A 17,165-nucleotide genomic window follows, 5' to 3' on the forward strand; every position below is an offset into this window, starting at 1 on the left:
AACTATGGATTTAATATGGTTTTTAATTTTGTTTTCACCCTGCTCATTTTCACTCTTGCATTTACTTCGGAAATACCCAGTGTTTCGGCGATTTCCGAATAATCCTTGTCCTCCAGATAAAGAAAAACCAAAGCCTTGTCGATATCGCCAAGTTGTTTTATGGCGTCGTACATCAGTTTTAATTGGCGCTCCTCGGTATCGTCGTAATCGGTAGTCTTTATCTTATAGAGTACCGAATCAAAATCCTGGGTCTTTACCCTTTTTTTGGATTTGCGGTACAACGTTATCGCTGTATTAAGGGCTACGCGGTACATCCATGTACTAAACTTGGAATCCCCTCGAAACTTTGGATATGCTTTCCACAACTGAATCGTGATTTCTTGGAACAGATCATTGTGCGAATCTTTGTCGTTGGTATATAGACTGCATACCTTATGGACAATGTTCTGATTGTCCTCAAGTTCCGTAACAAATCGATGTTCCAGTTCTTTGTTCACTAAGCGGTTGGTAAGTTTGCTCTACTTAATAGTAGTACAAAAGTAGAATTTGTTACACTTTAAATTGAAAATTTCTATTTACGATAGTCCAAAGCGGGCGGTCTGTTGCCCAACATCGGCACATAAGTAAAGTCTTTTCCTCTTCTGTCCTGCAGTTCTTTTTTGGCAGCTTCCACTGTTTTGGTATCTTGAAAAAGGTCCATTGCGGTCAAGGATAGGGTTTTTGCGGCCACCATCATCCCTTTGTGCCCAATGCTCATGCCACCTGCCGCAACAGCTTGCCAACTATGGGCGGGAGTACCGGGCACCCAAGTGGCGGCCCCCATTCCCGCGGTGGGTACGGTAAAACTTACATCACCTACATCTGTAGAACCAAAGGCACGTGCCGTTTCGCGGTAAGGTTGCACGGTTTCTACAGTTTTTAGATCAAGACTTGGTTTGCCCAGACTTTTAGAAATTTTTTCGGCGAAGGCTATTTCCTCATCACTGTAAGTAAAACCACCAACGGTCGTTAGGTTATCATGCATTATTTTTTGTAGGGTAAGGTTGGGTAAAAGTTCATGTGTGCCCCCGATCATTTCATATTCCATGGTTGTACCTGTGCCCAAGGCAGCACCTTCTGCAGCCTTTACAATTCTATCAAAAATATCTACGACCACATCCCTTGTGTTATGTCTTGCGTAGTAATACACCTCGGCATAGTCGGGCACAACATTTGGAGCTTTGCCCCCATCAGTTATTACGTAATGTATTCTGGCTTCTTGTGGAATATGTTCCCTCATCATGTTGACCATAGCATTCATGGCCTCCACACCGTCCAGAGCAGATCTTCCCATTTGTGGAGCTGCGGCTGCGTGGGCGGAAACACCGTAAAACCTAAATTTGGCAGATTTGTTGGCCAATGCAGCACCTGCACTTGCCGCGTTGGCAGCACTTGGGTGCCAATGTAAGGCCACATCCACATCGTTAAAAACACCTTCTCGGACCATGTAGACTTTTCCTGATCCACCCTCTTCTGCAGGGCATCCATAAAATCGAATGGTTCCTTTAATATTGTTGGCTTCCATCCAATCTTTTACAGAAATTGCGGCAGCAGTGGAGGCTGTACCAAATAGATGGTGACCACAGGCATGTCCGGCGGCACCACCTGCCGATTTTTTCTCGGGAACTGCTTCTTGGGATAATCCGGGCAAGGCATCATACTCCCCTAAAATGGCAATTACGGGATAACCGGAACCATATTCCGCCTTAAAAGCCGTTGGAATACCGGCAATACCGGCATCTATGGAGAAACCAGCTTCAGACAAGGTTTTCTGTAAAAGGGCCGAACTTTTTTCCTCTAAATAGCCCATTTCCGCCAGGCCCCAAATTTCGTGGGCAATTTCAATATAGGTTTCAGATTTTGATTCTAATTGGTTAATGACATCCTTTTTCTTTTTTTGAGCATGTACGGCAATTGCGACAAAAAGGAACAATACACCGAAGGGGAGTAATTTTTTCATGGTTGGAAGGTTTTTGAGTTAGCGCTTAAATATACAAAAAAACAGTCCCGAGATGGTATGTGCTTATGCGGAATACGTAAATTTGTAGCTATGTCTAGCATGAACATTCCTCAATCCAGTTTTCCCAGGGTCGTTATCATCGGCGGTGGTTTTGGTGGTATAGCATTGGCCAAAAAACTTAGTAAGAAAGAAGCACAAGTAGTGCTTTTGGATATGCACAATTATCACAACTTTCAACCCTTGCTTTACCAAGTTTCTACGGGTGGATTGGAACCCGATTCCATTGCCTATCCCATTCGAAAAGTATTGCAGGGTTATCCCAATTTCTTTTTTAGGTTGGCAAATGTTGAAGAAATAAAAACGGATACCAAAAGGGTAAAGACCAATATAGGTGAAATTTTCTATGACTATTTGGTTGTGGCGACCGGTTCCGAAACCAATTTTTTTGGGAATAAAGGTATAGAGACCAAAGGAATGGCCATGAAGACGATTCCACAGTCGTTGAACCTAAGAAGTTTGATCTTGGAGAATTTTGAGCAAGCTCTACTTACCGATGATCTCCACGAGCGTGATGCTTTAATGAATTTTGTTATTGTGGGTGGTGGACCTACAGGAGTTGAACTGGCAGGGGCATTGGCCGAGATAAAAAAAGGGATACTGCCCAAGGATTATCCCGATCTGGATACACGTAGAGCGCAAATAAATTTGGTACAGGGCGGCGACAGACTTTTGCCGGCCATGAGCGCAAAAGCTTCACAAAAGGCCGAAAAATTCTTGGAAGAGCTAGGGGTAAATGTTTGGAAAAATATTCGGGTAACCGATTATGATGGCAAACGTGTATCCACCAATACAAAGACTATTTTTGATGCGGAAACCTTGGTTTGGGCCGCTGGGGTTAAAGCGGTTGGTCTTAAAGGTTTGGATGCCGAGGAAATGCTTTGCAGGGGAGAGCGCTTAAGGGTCAACCATTTTCATCAAATTGAGGGCTTGGAAGACGTTTTTGCCATTGGCGACGTGGCCCAAATGGAAAGTGAGGACTATCCCCATGGCCATCCCATGATGGCACAACCCGCCATTCAGCAAGGAAGGAACCTGGGAAACAATTTAGTTCGCCTGCTCGAGGGCAGACCCATGAAGCCTTTTGTGTATAAGGATAAGGGGAGTATGGCCACGGTGGGCAGGAACAAAGCAGTGGTGGATATGCCCAATTTTAAGTTTCAAGGGGTATTTGCCTGGTTTGTGTGGATGTTCGTACACTTATATTTTCTTATCGGTTTTAGGAATAGGGTAGTGGTATTTATCAACTGGGTGTACAATTATGTCCGCTTCGACCGAGAGGCCCGATTGATCATTCGCCCATTTAAAAAACAGAATAGGGTAAAGCGGGATAACTTAGTAAAAAATTAAGCGTCTTTTTTTCTTGGATGAAACTCATGGAGCACTTCCATCAAGTGTTTCCTGTTAACATGCATGTACACTTCGGTTGTGGTAATACTCTCGTGCCCCAACATTTGCTGTATGGCCCTTAGGTCGGCACCGTTTTCCAAAAGATGTGTGGCAAACGAATGGCGAAAAGTATGGGGGCTGATATTCTTTTTAAGCCCAATCGTTTCGGCAAGTCGCTTTATTATGGTAAAGATCATGGCGCGGGTAAGTTGTTTGCCCCTGCGGTTGAGAAATACAAAGTCTTCGTGCTCCTTTTTTATCGGCAAGTGTACACGGATCTCATTACGATAAATATCAATGTATTTTTGGTTCACCTGGCTGATCGGTACAAATCGCTGTTTGTTCCCCTTCCCCGTTACTTTAATAAAATCCTCATCAAAATACAAATCCGAAAGTCTTAGGTTGATGAGTTCCGAGACCCTTAGTCCACACCCGTAAAGGGTTTCCAATATGGCCCTGTTCCTTTCTCCCTCGGGCTTCGACAAATCGATTGCGGCTATCAGTTCATTGATTTCGTCTTCGGAGAGGGTGTCCGGCAGTTTTCTGCCAATTTTTGGTGTTTCTATCAAGTCCATCGGATTATCCTCCCGGTAATCTTCAAAAACCAAATAAATAAAGAAGCCTTTAAGGCCAGAGATAATGCGAGCCTGAGTTCTAGGCGTTACCACCTTGGCGATCTCGTAGATAAATTGTTGAATGGTATCCTTATCGATTTCGATCGCATTTTCAACTATGCCTTGCTCTTCCAGATAGCCCACAAGTTTTTGAATATCCATGGAATAATTGGAAATCGTATTTGGTGATAGTCCTCGCTCGATTTTTAAGTAGTTTTGGTAATCTTTTATCGCTTGATTCCACTTCATACATTCAAATATAAGCACATAATATCTTCAAAATTAATTCCAATTGCGCATTGGTCAATTCAGAATGCCCTTTGGTCAAACGTGGGCATTAAAATTGTGTTGGTTTAGCTAATTTCCCAACATGGATTGTTATTGTTTGGACAAAAATAAATTTGTGTCGTTGGTCGGAAAAATGGTAAAAGAGGTACTTTTTTAGAGATGATGGCGTTCTGGTGTTAATAAAATTTTAACAATGAAGAATAAGACATATGTACTGGTGATCATCGCTCTGATTACGGTAAGCTTTTCATCTATGGCACAAAGAGTGGATCGAACAAATTTTAAAGCGGGTGTTCATGCAGGAGTACCATTCGGTGATATTTCCGATTTGGCAAATTTTGAAATAGGTCTGGATTTGGGTTATCATTGGGCACTTTCGGAATTAATAGATGCCGGCTTGTCTACAGGTTTTATGAACGTTTTTGTGAATAACGATACGGTAGATTTTGGCTCGTTTGTGCTAGAAGGGGATTTTCCGAATATCCAATATTTACCGGTTGCAGCCGCATTACGGATATATCCCACTTACGATTTTAAACTGGGAGCCGATGTTGGATATGCCGTAGGGGTTAACCAAGGGAATTCGGGAGGGCTTTATATACGTCCCATGGTGGGAGTTAATGTAGGTAGGAGCACCGAAGTAAATATATCGTACGTGAAAATTAGTGACGATTACGATTTTTCAATGGCTGCTTTGGGCATCCTGTTTTTGTTTTAATATAAAAAATTGACTGTCATAACCCCAAATCTTACAGTTAACTATATGAATATTAACCATTAATTACACTTAAAAATGAAAAAATTACTTTTTGTTATTGCATTGGTTATGATGGGCAATTTGGCAGTAAAGGCCCAAACCAATTATCGTGCTGCTTTGGGACTGGGAATCGACCTTTACGACGAAGCCACTTTTTTTGGAGCCTCCGGTAAATACTTTTTCTCCGATATCCATGTGGGACAGGCCGATTTGGGGTTCGAGGACAATGCTACCATTGCTACTTTTTTGTACTCTTACCACAAAGGATTTTTTAGGGCACCTGGCCTGCGTTGGTACGCGGGAGTGGGGCCGAGTATAATTTTCATCAAAAATTCCGATAATATATTTGCCCTGCGCCCTCATTTAGGACTCGATTTTAAGATCGATGGCGTTCCATTGGTGTTGAATTTTGATTGGCGCCCATCCGTTGTTTTGAGCGATGTAGGTGAAAATGAAGTGGCAGCTTTTGGCTTTGGTCTGCAATTTGCATTCGATAATTAAACTATTTTTGGACAAAAGATATTGAGGACGGGATCATCCCGTCCTTTTCTTTTTATTGTATTTTTGAATTTATGAAGCTAATGATCATTAACGGACCCAACTTAAACCTGTTGGGCAAGCGAGAGCCAAATGTGTATGGGAGTACTACTTTTGAAGACCACTTTGCCCAGTTACAGCAAAAATTTCCTAATGTGGAATTGGAATATTTTCAATCCAATATAGAAGGGGAGCTTATTGGTAAAATCCAAGAAGTAGGTTTCAATTATGATGGGATCATATTAAATGCCGCAGCCTACACGCACACATCCGTTGGTATTGGTGATGCCGTGAAAGCAATAAATGCTCCAGTGGTGGAGGTGCATATTTCCAATACCCATCAACGGGAGGAATATCGCCATGTTTCTTACATATCCCCTGTTGCCAAAGGAGTTATCCTAGGCTTTGGATTGCAAAGTTACGATTTGGCGGTTCGGAGCTTTTTAGGCTAACTCTTTTAAATACATCTTATCTGCGTAGAATGTACCAAAGGGTAGGAGCGAAGCAATAAAAAGCATGGTAAACCTTTTAAGGTTCCATTTTCTTTCCCTACAAAAAACTATGGCCACCACTACATATAGAATAAACAATACTCCATGAGCCATACCAACAACTTGGTTTGGTTCAGGAATATCCGCCCAATGCTTTAACGGCATGGTCATTCCGAAAAGGAGTAGATAGGAAATACCTTCTAAAATAGCAGTGGCCCTAAAGATTTTTAGCATAGCTTATAAATGGATTACTTCATCATAAGCATCTGCAACAGCTTCCATAACGGCTTCACTCATGGTCGGGTGCGGGTGTACTGCTTTCAACACTTCATGGCCTGTAGTTTCCAGTTTTCTGGCCACAACAGCTTCTGCTATCATGTCGGTAACGCCAACACCGATCATGTGGCAACCTAGCCACTCTCCATATTTGGCATCGAAAATAACTTTTACAAAACCATCTGGCGTACCAGCTGCTTTGGCCTTACCACTTGCAGAAAATGGGAATTTACCAATTTTAAGGTCGTAGCCCTGTTCCTTGGCCTGCTTTTCTGTTAAACCAACAGAAGCAATTTCTGGGATACAATACGTACAGCCTGGAATATTTCCATAATCCAAAGCTTCAACGTGCATACCGGCAATTTTTTCTACACACAGTATTCCCTCAGCAGAGGCAACGTGGGCCAAGGCCTGTCCGGGAGTAATGTCTCCAATGGCATAATACCCAGGTATATTGGTTTGGTAGTAATCGTTTACCAGAACTTTATCCCTGTCCGTAGCGATACCCACATCTTCCAAGCCAATGTTCTCTATATTTGTTTTGATTCCAACGGCGGATAGAACAATATCGGCCTCAAGGACTTCTTCGCCTTTTTTTGTTTTTACGGTGGCTTTAACGCCATCGCCAGAAGTATCCACTTTGGTTACCTCGGCAGAAGTCTTAATTTTCACCCCTGCTTTTTTGAAGCTGCGCTCCAATTGTTTTGAAATGTCTTCATCCTCAACAGGAACAATGTTCGGCATGTATTCTACAACGGTAACCTCTGTACCCATAGAATGGTAGAAGTAAGCGAACTCCATTCCTATGGCGCCACTACCGACCACGATCATTTTTTTAGGCTGCTTTTTTAGGGACATTGCTTCGCGATACCCTATAACCTTTTCACCATCCTGAGGTAAGCTTGGCAACTCACGGCTGCGCGCCCCGGTGGCAATAACAATATGATCTGCAGAATATTCGGCAGTTTCTCCGTTTTCTGTTTTAACCTCGATTTTTTTGCCCGGTTTTACTTTTCCGAATCCATTGATTACCTCAATTTTGTTCTTCTTCATTAGGAACTGAACACCCTTGCTCATTCCATCGGCTACACCGCGGCTTCTCTTAACAACAGCATCAAAATCGTGTCCTACTTCTTTGGCATTTAATCCGTAGTCCTCGGCATGTTTTAAATATTCGAAAACTTGAGCGGATTTTAGAAGGGCCTTGGTCGGGATACATCCCCAATTAAGACAAACGCCTCCTAAACTTTCTTTTTCTACAATAGCTGTTTTGAATCCCAATTGTGACGCTCTGATGGCTGTAACGTATCCACCCGGACCACTTCCCAAAACAATTATATCGAACTTGCTCATTAGATTTTGATTTTAGTTGTTAGATTTTGAAATCTGCCATCGATTGGCAGGTGCAAAAGTACGGAAATCAAACTCCATTTCCCAAGTTGAAAAATGTCAAATATGGGTTTGTTTGTTAAATAGGGGGAAACATCTGTTCGCAGAAAATAGTATTGGTGAAAACTTTAGCCTTTTGCATCAAAATCAATGCTTACCGAATTGATGCAGTACCGTTGCCCGGTGGTTTCTCGAGGGCCATCGTTAAAAACATGTCCCAGATGGCTACCGCAATTGGCGCAAACGGTCTCGGTTCTGATCATGCCATGCGATGTATCCCGGATGTATTCAATGGCGCCTTCAACCGCTTGGTCAAAAGAGGGCCAACCGCATCCACTTTCAAATTTGTGTTCGCTCGTGAACAACTTGGCGTTACATGCCCTGCAGTGATAGTCCCCATTTTCAAAATGAAGGTCGAATTCACCCGTGAAAGGTCTTTCCGTACCTTTTTGTCGCAAAACATAGAATTCCTCCGGGGTAAGTTGTTGTTTCCACTCCTCTTCGGTCTTGTTTACACTGTATTTTTTGTCCATATGATTTTTAAATCCACAAGTTATTGGTTGTCCGGGATAAAATCAAGGGCCGCACCGTTAATACAATGTCTTTTTCCGGTCGTGTTCCTAGGGCCATCGTTGAACACATGGCCTAGGTGCCCTCCACAAACGGCGCAATGTTCCTCGGTGCGGGGCACTCCAATTTTATAATCTGTGTCGTAAGCAACATTACCTTCGATTTCTCGATCAAAGCTGGGCCAACCAGTACCGGAATCAAATTTGTGCTCGCTCCGAAATAGGGGTGTTTGGCAACCGGCACAGACGTAGGTGCCTTCTGCCTTTATGTCCAGTAGTTCACTGGAAAAAGGGTTTTCTGTTGCCGCTTTTCTAAGTACGTAATATTCGATGTCGGTAAGTTCGTCGCGCCATTCGGCATCCGTTTTGTTGACTTTAAAAGCGGTTTCGGATTTTTCTTCTTTTTTCTCTTCTTGAGATGTACCCTTGCAACTGGTGAATACGATCAAAACGAGCAATAGCAATTTTTTTCCCATTCTTCTTTTTATTTAGTTGGACGCAAATAACTGGCTGTCCTAACAAAAAGATACAAAAAAGTCCCATTGATTGCCGATGGGACTCTTTATTCTGTAGTAATTATGATCTAGTTGATATCCATTTTCGTAATCTGTTCTTCGTTGATATTGAGGGCAGACATAACGCTGTCCATATTGGAAGCATCAAAATCAGAAGCTTCGGCATATTCGCTCGGTACAAACACAATTCTGAACAATTGGTTGTCCGTAAAGTCGGGACTCAATCCCGATAAATCGAAATTCCCATCTATAAAAAGTTCCAGATCCACAAAGGTGTGGGCAAACACGTACTGAATGGTGCCTTGATCTAAGAAATAATTTTGTGGGATTTGTGTCCATGCATCTGCGGTAGAGCCATCGTTTAGGTCAATTACACCATCATGCCTGTAAACCAAAACGGCGTCCGATTCAAAAACTTCAAAATTGGTCACGTCGGCAAATGTGATCAATGTGCTAAAAAGGTTGTCTTCTGGGATATAACCAAAGTCAACCCCTTCTACTTCCACAACCTGCCCTTGGATTCCGTCCAACCCATCTTGTCCGTCCAATCCATCGAGTCCGTCGAAGCCGGGAGGTCCTTGTGGTCCTTCACAAGCGGCAAAGACTAGTAAAAGAAATGCGCCTAAAATTGTACTAAATTTATTCATGATTTTTGGATTTTTGATTTGTGTTATGTTTTTACTGTTGTTGCAATAAAATCAAAAAGCGTTCCATTTTTAAAAAAATGTTGTTTATACCATCATACCCGATTTCAAAATCGTATTCTTCCGTAAAGATGCGTATTATTGTATAAGTGCAAAACCCTCATATATGTCCAAGGTAGTTCCACATAGTTTTTTTACGGATTTTGATATTGATCTTTTTAAAGGAGGCAAACATTTTCGTCTATACAACAAATTAGGGTCGCACCTGACCGAGGTAGACGGCAAAAAGGGAACTTATTTTGCGGTTTGGGCACCCACTGCAAAATCCGTGAGCGTTGTTGGTGATTTTAATCATTGGACCGTTGGAGAGCATGAACTTTTTGTGCGATGGGACAGTAGTGGAATTTGGGAAGGATTTATACCCGGGGTGGACAAGGGGACCAAGTATAAGTATAAAATTCACTCCAACAACAACGACATTTGGACCGAAAAAGCCGATCCATTTGCCCGGTATTGCGAGCAACCGCCACAAACGGCCTCGTTGGTCTGGGACGATGATTATAAATGGAAAGATAACGATTGGATGGCATCGCGCGAAACCAAGAATAGTCTCGATAGTCCGTTCTCGGTTTATGAGGTACATCTTGGTTCTTGGAAGAAAAAAAATGGTTGGGAGTCCCTGAGCTATTTGGAAATGGCGGAGCAACTGGCCGATTATGTCGAGGAAATGGGCTTTACCCATGTGGAGTTTATGCCGGTTATGGAATATCCATATGATCCGTCTTGGGGGTATCAAATTACAGGTTATTTTGCCCCAACTTCCCGTTTTGGCAAGCCAGAGGATTTTAAAGTTCTTGTGGAGGCGATGCATAAGAGAGGTATAGGTGTTATCATGGATTGGGTGCCATCCCATTTTCCAGAAGACGCCCACGGCCTTGGTTTTTTTGACGGATCCCATCTCTATGAGCACCCAGATAGGAGAAGAGGCTACCATCCGGATTGGAAAAGTTTAATTTTCAACTACGGTCGGAACGAGGTTAGGGCCTTTTTGATCAGTAATGCGATATTTTGGCTCGACCAATACCATGTGGATGCACTTCGGGTAGATGCCGTGGCATCCATGCTCTATTTGGACTATTCCCGCGAAGATGGTGAATGGGAGCCCAATATGTACGGCAACAATGAGAATTTGGAAGCGTTGTCCTTTTTAAGGGAAATGAACCAAGAAGTTTACGCAAGTTTTAAAGGAGTACAGACCATTGCCGAAGAATCCACTGCCTTTTCTGGAGTTACCAAACCGGTAAATTATGGTGGTCTAGGGTTCGGAATGAAGTGGATGATGGGGTGGATGCACGATACATTGGAGTTTTTTAAGAAAGACCCGGTCCATAGATCTTATGATCTAAATATGATCAGTTTTAGCCTAACCTATGCCTTTACGGAAAACTTTATGTTGCCCTTTTCACACGATGAGGTAGTGTATGGCAAACAATCATTGTTGTATAGGATGCCCGGCGACGAATGGCAGAGATTTGCCAATCTAAGAATGTTGTTTGGGTATATGTTTACGCACCCAGGCGGCAACCTGCTTTTTATGGGAGGAGAGTTTGGCCAATCGTCCGAGTGGAACTTTCAGGAGAGCTTGGACTGGAATTTGACCCAGTACGATTTTCATTCTGGAATCCAAGAAGCGGTAAAAGACCTGAACAAAATGTACAAAAATAATCCAGCGCTGTACGAAAAACAGTTTAGTCCCGAAGGTTTCCAATGGATCGAATACAATGATCGGGAGAACACGGTAATATCTTATATTAGAAAAGGAAACGACCCTAAGGATGATTTGATCGTAATTTGCAACTTTACTCCGGTTCCAAGGGAAAATTATAGACTTGGTGTTCCCAAGACCACTACCTTAAAACAAGTTTTTAACAGCGACGACACAAAATACTCTGGTAGTGGTATGGGCAAAAAAACAATGAAACCAACCAAAACCCCTTGGAACGGTCAACAACAATCCGTTTTGGCTACCTTACCACCCTTAAGTGTAGTGGTCTATAAGTAAATGCAACACGAAAACGTTGTAGTTGATTGCTTTTTAAAACATATTTTTCATTATTCACGCAATTGTGTTTTTTTTGTGATTCTCAATCAATTATAGATGATAACCAATACAGAAATAGTAAGGACTGGAAATCAGTTCCCCAACCATATAGTAGATTTTAAACAGGAAAACGATAAGTTTTACTTTACTACCCAGAACGGCGTTATTTTACAGCTTACCATTTTAAGGGATAGTGTGGTGCGCTTCAGGTATGCAACGGAACATGTTTTTGAGCCCGATTTTTCCTATGCCATTAGCGAAGATGTCAACCTTGGATATAATGAGCTTAAAATCCAGGACGAGGTGCCGGAGTATATCGTAATTACATCCAAAATCAAGATACATATCAACAAGACCAACTTAAAGGTAAAAATCGTTGATATGGCCGATCTGGTGATCTCGGAGGATGAACTCGGTTTTCATTGGGAAGAAAATTTCGATTATGGCGGCAATGTGGTAAAAATGAGCAAAGTTTGCCATGCTGGTGAAAGTTATTACGGAATGGGGGATAAGGCATCGCATACCAACCTTAAGGGAAAACGGGTGAACAACTGGGTTACGGATACCTATGCCTACGGAAAGGACCAAGAACCACTGTACAAATCCATTCCTTTTTATATTGGTCTTAAAGAAAGTAAAGCCTACGGAATATTTTTTGATAACTCTTTTAGTACTTATTTCGATTTCGCTGGCGAACGCAGAAATGTAACAAGCTATTGGGCCGATGGTGGTGAAATGAACTATTACTTTTTCTATGGTCCTAAAATGTGCGATGTGGTGGAATCCTATACCGATTTAACCGGATTGCCAGAACTGCCCCCACTTTGGGCATTGGGGTTTCATCAATCGAAATGGAGCTATTATCCTGAACAAAAGGTCCGGGATATCGCATCCAACTTTCGAAAATTAAACATTCCTTGTGATGCCATTTATCTGGATATCGATTATATGGATGGTTTTAGATGTTTTACATGGGACAAAAACCACTTTCCCGACCCTAAAAAAATGATCGATGATTTAGGTGAAGATGGTTTTAAGGTGGTGACCATGATCGACCCCGGGATCAAGATAGATCGCGATTATTGGGTGTATCAACAAGCTATGGAGAAGGGATATTTTTGTCGCAGGGCAGATGGTCCGCTATTTAAGGGAAAAGTATGGCCCGGTCCCTGTAATTTCCCCGATTTTACCCATCCGGATGTTAGGGAATGGTGGGCCGATCTTTATAAAGAAATGATTGCCGACCTAGGAGTAAGCGGAGTTTGGAACGATATGAACGAACCCGCGATCATGGAGGTCCCCAGCAAAACGGCAAATTTGGACGTACGTCATGATTATGACGGTCATCCTTGCAGCCACAGAAAGGCCCATAATGTCTACGGTATGCAAATGGTTCGCGCTACTTACGAAGGAATAAAAAAATATATGTTCCCCCGCAGACCGTTTGTTCTTACCCGCGCCGCCTATTCCGGAACCCAGAGATATTGCGCTACATGGACCGGCGATAATGTGGCCACTTGGGAACATTTATGGATTGCCAATGTGCAAATGCAACGCATGAGCATGAGCGGGTATTCCTTTGTTGGTTCCGATATTGGTGGATTTGCGGAGCAACCCAATGGGGAACTATTTGCCCGATGGATCCAGCTAGCCGTTTTCCACCCATTTTGCAGGGTACACTCCAGCGGCGATCACGGCGATCAAGAACCTTGGTCCTTCGGAGATGAAATCACCGATATTGTGAGAGAGTTTATTGAACTTAGGTATCAATTATTACCATACCTATATACGATGTTCTATAATTATATCAAGGAAGGTTTTCCCATGCTTCAATCCTTGGTTTTTTATGATCAAGACGATGTGCAGACTCACTTCCGGACAGATGAGTTTATTTTTGGTAAACAATTGTTGGTGTGCCCCGTACAAGAACCAAACTCTTTGGGAAGACGAATGTATTTCCCTAAAGGGAACTGGTATAATTATTGGACGGATGAGATGGTCGAAGGAGGAGTGGAGCGTTGGGTTTCCGCAGAACTAGACCGTATACCACTTTTTGTAAAAGAAGGGGCCATGATACCAAAATACCCTGTTCAACAATATGTGGGGGAAAAGGAGATAGAAAAATTGGCCATAGATGTTTATTTTAAATCGGGAACGGAAAATTCCGAAGTATACGAAGACCATCAAGAAGGCTACGATTACAAAAAGGGCCGATACAGCTTAAGACGATTTAAATTCACGGGCAAGGAGAACGAATTGATCATACAACAGTTTAAGGATGGTAATTATATTACGCCATACCATAACTTTGTAATGACGTTCCACGGATTGCCCTTTGAAATAGACAGTGTGGAACTGGATAATGAGGAAGTTGGACTGGACGAAATCAAACTCAATGGGAACAACACTATTGAAGTAAGCAAGGATTTCACGGAGCTTCATATTTTTGGAAAATAAAATTTTGTAATTTACAGAGAAAACAAGATCGATCAAATGAAAAAGATTTTTCTATTATTTCTGATACTGTTGATAGTGATGGCTTGTAAAACCAACCCGTTTACAGGAAAGAGCACACTCAACTTTTATAGTAATAGCCAAATGTTCCCCATGGCTTTTGCCCAGTATGATGAATTTTTAGGGTCGAACAAAGTGGTAAAGGGTACCTCGGAGGCAGAAATGATCACAAGGGTCGGCCAGCGTATAGCATCGGCAGCGGAACGTTGGCTCAATGCCAATGGTTACCCTGGGTATTTAAAGGATTACCAATGGGAATATAACTTGGTAGAGGACGAAACCGTGAACGCGTGGTGTATGCCGGGCGGTAAAATTGTTTTTTATACGGGAATTTTGCCCATTACCAAAAATGAAACCGGCATAGCTGTGGTAATGGGGCACGAAGTAGCACATGCACTGGCCGATCATGGTGCCCAAAGAATGAGCGCCGGTACCTTGCAGCAAGTCGGTGCCATGGGCGCGGCAATTGCGACCAGTAAAAAATCGCCAGAGGTACAAAATGCTTTTATGCAAGCTTATGGTGTTGGCAGCAATGTGCTGGGCATGTTGCCCTTTAGCCGAAACCATGAGACCGAAGCAGATAGGATTGGACTTCAGATCATGGCCATTGCAGGATACAATCCCGATGAGGCCGCCCAACTTTGGAAACGTATGAAAGAAGCATCTGGAGGTCAGGCGCCCCCCGAGTTTTTAAGTACGCACCCATCCAACGACACCAGGATCAATAATTTGACGGCATGGGCCCCGGCCGCTAAACAAGAGGCAAGAAAATTTGGGGTCACCTCGTTTAAATAATGGGCATTTATCAATTGAAGAGTTTAAAAAAGTCATTCCAAGATGCATGGGAATGACTTTTTATTTTTAAAACAGAAGTATGGCGCAAACATTGGCACTGAAAGGGAGTAAAGAACTGTTGAATGCTTGGGCGTTTTACGATTGGGCGAATTCAGTTTACAGCCTGGTAATTTCCTCGGCCATTTTTCCACTTTTTTACGGTCTGCTGTTTAGGACTGCCGGCATAGAAACGGTCACAATTTTTGGTGGAGAAATAGCTCGTGCACCCTTGATCAGTTATGTTACTTCTTTAGCCTTTGTTTTTATTGCCATAATTACCCCGCTCATTTCCGGGGTAGCCGATTATTTGGGGAACAAAAAAATATTTCTCAAATTCTTCTGCTATTTGGGTGCGGCCTCTTGTATTGGACTGTACTGGTTTTCTTTGGAGCACATTTATTTTGGCCTGGCTTGTTATTTCTTCGGACTTGTCGGTTTTTGGGTCAGTTTTGCCATCAACAATTCCTACCTGCCGGATATTGCATATCCCGAACAACAAGATAGAATCAGTGCAAAAGGATTCTCACTGGGATATATTGGCAGTGTAATTCTTCTTGTTTTTAATCTTGCCATGGTAATGAAACCGGATATTTTTGGAATTACCGACAACGGAGGGGAAATCGCTGAAATAAAGGCTATGAAATATTCCTTCATTTCGGTTGGTATTTGGTGGATACTCTTTAGTCAGTACACATTTGCCCATCTGCCCAAAGGTTATAAAAGAGAGGGAAAACGAGATCACATTATATTAAATGGTTTTAAGGAGTTAAAGCTGGTTTGGTATCAATTGGGAAAAAATAGGCGTTTAAAACGCTATTTGGGTGCATTTTTTACATATAGTATGGCCGTACAGACCATTATGTTGATCGCCACTTATTTTGGAGAAGAAGAAATTATGTGGGGTTCGGACAATGAACGTACAACAGGCCTAATTGTAAGTATTTTGCTTATTCAAATTGTAGCTATACTTGGGGCAACGGTAACGGCATGGGCATCAAAGGCTTTTGGAAATATTAGAACTCTTGTGGTGATCAATATTATTTGGGCCATGTTATGCGTGTATGCATATTTTCTTCAGACCCCGATGGATTTTTACATTGCTGCCGGATTGGTCGGTGTGGTGATGGGCGGGATTCAAGCACTTTCCCGTTCCACATACTCCAAATTTTTGCCGGAGACCACGGATACCACATCGTTTTTCAGTTTTTATGATGTCTCCGAAAAAATTGGCATTATAATCGGAACCTTAATGTATGGTATTGTGGCGCAGCTTACGGGAAGCATGCGAAACAGCACCATATTTTTGGGCATCTTTTTTCTTCTAGGGATATTTTTGTTGCTTCGCGTTAATAAGGTAAGGCCTTCAAATTAACACATAAAAAAAGCCTTGGTTCACTGCCAAGGCTTTTCTTTTTTGATTGATGAAATAAACTCGGTATTATCCTTTGGTAATGTCTCCGGACCCAGAAGCTTTTGATTTTATCTTTTTTGGATTTCCGCGATAATGGATATCGCCGGAACCCGATACTCTGGCGTCTATGGATTGGTTGGCTGTTACCCGTATGTCCGCAGAACCGGAAACAGTCGCTCTTACAAAATCGGCCTCAAGGTCGTAGGCTTTTATGTCTCCAGACCCCGATACGGAAACCGTAAAGTCCGTTGTACTGCCAGAAAGGTTTATATCTCCGGATCCGGATAAAGAAGCATCCACTTCATCGGCTTCTACCACAAGGCTTACATCGCCGGACCCCGACATGGCAGCACTGAAATTATTGGCTCTTATGGTAGTTTTTCCTACTAAATCTCCCGATCCAGAAAGACTAACGGCATTAATGGATTCCACAGGAACGGTAACATAAATGCCGCTCTTCCAATTGGAGGGCCTCAGGTTGACGCCTTTGGCCACTTTGATCACCAATTTACCGTTTTTAACTTCCGTCTTGATGTATTCCAAAAGGTTGGATTCCCCCTTGAGGGTTAATTCGCCTTCGTTTCCGGAAACCAATTCCACATCGAACCATCCGGCCATGGCCACCTCGTCGTAATCGCCTACGGAACGTTCTATGGTAACCACGTTGCCATTTCCTTTGATTCTTTTTCCCCATTGTGCACTGGCAGAAGAAATAATGCCCAATGCAAGTGTCAGTGTTATTAGTTTTTTCATGATTCTGTGTTTAAAGCTGTTTTGATT

17 protein-coding genes are annotated in these 17,165 nt (G+C 42.5%); 8 read left to right on the forward strand and 9 right to left on the reverse strand.

Annotated elements, in window-relative coordinates; genetic code table 11:
* Positions 1 to 2: 2 nt before the first annotated feature.
* Positions 3 to 497 carry an RNA polymerase sigma factor gene (locus ABTP35_RS12280; RefSeq protein WP_224836494.1) on the reverse strand — a complete coding sequence of 165 codons (495 nt, stop codon included), beginning with the start codon at positions 495 to 497 and terminating at the stop codon, positions 3 to 5.
* A 74-nt stretch (positions 498 to 571) separates the two neighbouring features.
* Entirely contained in the window at positions 572 to 1,999 is a 1,428-nt protein-coding gene (locus ABTP35_RS12285; protein ID WP_224836495.1) for an amidohydrolase, read from the reverse strand.
* Positions 2,000 to 2,098: 99 nt separating this feature from the next.
* On the opposite strand from ABTP35_RS12285, the gene ABTP35_RS12290 reads away from it, so the two are divergent.
* Positions 2,099 to 3,406 carry an NAD(P)/FAD-dependent oxidoreductase gene (locus ABTP35_RS12290; protein WP_224837037.1) on the forward strand — a complete coding sequence of 436 codons (1,308 nt, stop codon included), beginning with the start codon at positions 2,099 to 2,101 and terminating at the stop codon, positions 3,404 to 3,406.
* Here ABTP35_RS12290 and xerD read toward each other — a convergent pair.
* A complete protein-coding gene (gene xerD / locus ABTP35_RS12295) occupies positions 3,403 to 4,308 on the reverse strand; it encodes a site-specific tyrosine recombinase XerD (protein WP_293295968.1) in 906 nt (301 codons plus the stop codon). The genes ABTP35_RS12290 and xerD overlap by 4 nt on opposite strands.
* A gap of 232 nt (positions 4,309 to 4,540) precedes the next feature.
* Between xerD and ABTP35_RS12300 the strand changes: the two genes are divergently transcribed.
* The 3 genes from ABTP35_RS12300 to aroQ all read left to right on the forward strand — a co-directional run bounded on the left by ABTP35_RS12300 (position 4,541) and on the right by aroQ (position 6,093).
* Positions 4,541 to 5,065 (forward strand): hypothetical protein, encoded by a 525-nt coding sequence (locus ABTP35_RS12300; protein WP_252080080.1) that lies wholly within the window; start codon positions 4,541 to 4,543, stop codon positions 5,063 to 5,065.
* Positions 5,066 to 5,140: 75 nt separating this feature from the next.
* On the forward strand, positions 5,141 to 5,605 hold the full coding sequence (locus tag ABTP35_RS12305; protein ID WP_293295966.1) for a hypothetical protein: 465 nt from the start codon (positions 5,141 to 5,143) through the stop codon (positions 5,603 to 5,605).
* A 71-nt stretch (positions 5,606 to 5,676) separates the two neighbouring features.
* Complete coding sequence (gene aroQ, locus ABTP35_RS12310; RefSeq protein WP_293295964.1) at positions 5,677 to 6,093, forward strand: type II 3-dehydroquinate dehydratase; 417 nt, start codon at positions 5,677 to 5,679, stop codon at positions 6,091 to 6,093.
* Here aroQ and ABTP35_RS12315 read toward each other — a convergent pair.
* The 5 genes from ABTP35_RS12315 to ABTP35_RS12335 form a co-directional block, all read right to left on the reverse strand.
* On the reverse strand, positions 6,085 to 6,366 hold the full coding sequence (locus ABTP35_RS12315; protein ID WP_293295962.1) for a DUF3817 domain-containing protein: 282 nt from the start codon (positions 6,364 to 6,366) through the stop codon (positions 6,085 to 6,087). The two genes, aroQ and ABTP35_RS12315, sit on opposite strands and share 9 nt — an antisense overlap.
* Before the next feature lie 3 nt (positions 6,367 to 6,369).
* Positions 6,370 to 7,761, reverse strand: a complete 1,392-nt coding sequence (gene lpdA, locus ABTP35_RS12320; RefSeq protein WP_293295960.1) for a dihydrolipoyl dehydrogenase — start codon at positions 7,759 to 7,761, stop codon at positions 6,370 to 6,372.
* A gap of 164 nt (positions 7,762 to 7,925) precedes the next feature.
* Positions 7,926 to 8,330 carry a peptide-methionine (R)-S-oxide reductase MsrB gene (gene msrB, locus ABTP35_RS12325; protein ID WP_252080076.1) on the reverse strand — a complete coding sequence of 135 codons (405 nt, stop codon included), beginning with the start codon at positions 8,328 to 8,330 and terminating at the stop codon, positions 7,926 to 7,928.
* A gap of 20 nt (positions 8,331 to 8,350) precedes the next feature.
* On the reverse strand, positions 8,351 to 8,842 hold the full coding sequence (gene msrB / locus ABTP35_RS12330) for a peptide-methionine (R)-S-oxide reductase MsrB (RefSeq protein WP_252080075.1): 492 nt from the start codon (positions 8,840 to 8,842) through the stop codon (positions 8,351 to 8,353).
* Between the two features lie 107 nt (positions 8,843 to 8,949).
* A complete protein-coding gene (locus tag ABTP35_RS12335) occupies positions 8,950 to 9,528 on the reverse strand; it encodes a collagen-like protein (RefSeq protein WP_293295957.1) in 579 nt (192 codons plus the stop codon).
* A gap of 163 nt (positions 9,529 to 9,691) precedes the next feature.
* On the opposite strand from ABTP35_RS12335, the gene glgB reads away from it, so the two are divergent.
* The 4 genes from glgB (at position 9,692) to ABTP35_RS12355 (ending at position 16,346) form a co-directional block, all read left to right on the forward strand.
* On the forward strand, positions 9,692 to 11,587 hold the full coding sequence (glgB, locus tag ABTP35_RS12340; protein WP_293295955.1) for a 1,4-alpha-glucan branching protein GlgB: 1,896 nt from the start codon (positions 9,692 to 9,694) through the stop codon (positions 11,585 to 11,587).
* A gap of 96 nt (positions 11,588 to 11,683) precedes the next feature.
* Entirely contained in the window at positions 11,684 to 14,083 is a 2,400-nt protein-coding gene (locus tag ABTP35_RS12345; protein WP_252080073.1) for a glycoside hydrolase family 31 protein, read from the forward strand.
* Positions 14,084 to 14,119: 36 nt separating this feature from the next.
* Entirely contained in the window at positions 14,120 to 14,935 is an 816-nt protein-coding gene (locus ABTP35_RS12350; RefSeq protein WP_293295954.1) for a M48 family metallopeptidase, read from the forward strand.
* Positions 14,936 to 15,014: 79 nt separating this feature from the next.
* Positions 15,015 to 16,346, forward strand: a complete 1,332-nt coding sequence (locus ABTP35_RS12355; RefSeq protein WP_293295953.1) for an MFS transporter — start codon at positions 15,015 to 15,017, stop codon at positions 16,344 to 16,346.
* A 66-nt stretch (positions 16,347 to 16,412) separates the two neighbouring features.
* On the opposite strand, the gene ABTP35_RS12360 is transcribed toward ABTP35_RS12355, so the two are convergent.
* Positions 16,413 to 17,138, reverse strand: a complete 726-nt coding sequence (locus ABTP35_RS12360; RefSeq protein ID WP_252080069.1) for a head GIN domain-containing protein — start codon at positions 17,136 to 17,138, stop codon at positions 16,413 to 16,415.
* Positions 17,139 to 17,165 lie beyond the last annotated feature (27 nt).

This window comes from Flagellimonas alginilytica, from assembly GCF_042134605.1.
Lineage (GTDB): Bacteria > Bacteroidota > Bacteroidia > Flavobacteriales > Flavobacteriaceae > Flagellimonas > Flagellimonas alginolytica.

Coding starts and splice junctions, on each gene's coding strand:
- ABTP35_RS12285 (WP_224836495.1), bottom strand. CDS start 1,999: ATGAAAAAATTACTCCCCTTCGGTGTATTGTTCCTTTTTGTCGCAATT.
- ABTP35_RS12290 (WP_224837037.1), top strand. CDS start 2,099: ATGAACATTCCTCAATCCAGTTTTCCCAGGGTCGTTATCATCGGCGGT.
- xerD (WP_293295968.1), bottom strand. CDS start 4,308: ATGAAGTGGAATCAAGCGATAAAAGATTACCAAAACTACTTAAAAATC.
- ABTP35_RS12300 (WP_252080080.1), top strand. CDS start 4,541: ATGAAGAATAAGACATATGTACTGGTGATCATCGCTCTGATTACGGTA.
- ABTP35_RS12305 (WP_293295966.1), top strand. CDS start 5,141: ATGAAAAAATTACTTTTTGTTATTGCATTGGTTATGATGGGCAATTTG.
- aroQ (WP_293295964.1), top strand. CDS start 5,677: ATGAAGCTAATGATCATTAACGGACCCAACTTAAACCTGTTGGGCAAG.
- ABTP35_RS12315 (WP_293295962.1), bottom strand. CDS start 6,366: ATGCTAAAAATCTTTAGGGCCACTGCTATTTTAGAAGGTATTTCCTAT.
- lpdA (WP_293295960.1), bottom strand. CDS start 7,761: ATGAGCAAGTTCGATATAATTGTTTTGGGAAGTGGTCCGGGTGGATAC.
- msrB (WP_252080076.1), bottom strand. CDS start 8,330: ATGGACAAAAAATACAGTGTAAACAAGACCGAAGAGGAGTGGAAACAA.
- msrB (WP_252080075.1), bottom strand. CDS start 8,842: ATGGGAAAAAAATTGCTATTGCTCGTTTTGATCGTATTCACCAGTTGC.
- ABTP35_RS12335 (WP_293295957.1), bottom strand. CDS start 9,528: ATGAATAAATTTAGTACAATTTTAGGCGCATTTCTTTTACTAGTCTTT.
- glgB (WP_293295955.1), top strand. CDS start 9,692: ATGTCCAAGGTAGTTCCACATAGTTTTTTTACGGATTTTGATATTGAT.
- ABTP35_RS12345 (WP_252080073.1), top strand. CDS start 11,684: ATGATAACCAATACAGAAATAGTAAGGACTGGAAATCAGTTCCCCAAC.
- ABTP35_RS12350 (WP_293295954.1), top strand. CDS start 14,120: ATGAAAAAGATTTTTCTATTATTTCTGATACTGTTGATAGTGATGGCT.
- ABTP35_RS12355 (WP_293295953.1), top strand. CDS start 15,015: ATGGCGCAAACATTGGCACTGAAAGGGAGTAAAGAACTGTTGAATGCT.
- ABTP35_RS12360 (WP_252080069.1), bottom strand. CDS start 17,138: ATGAAAAAACTAATAACACTGACACTTGCATTGGGCATTATTTCTTCT.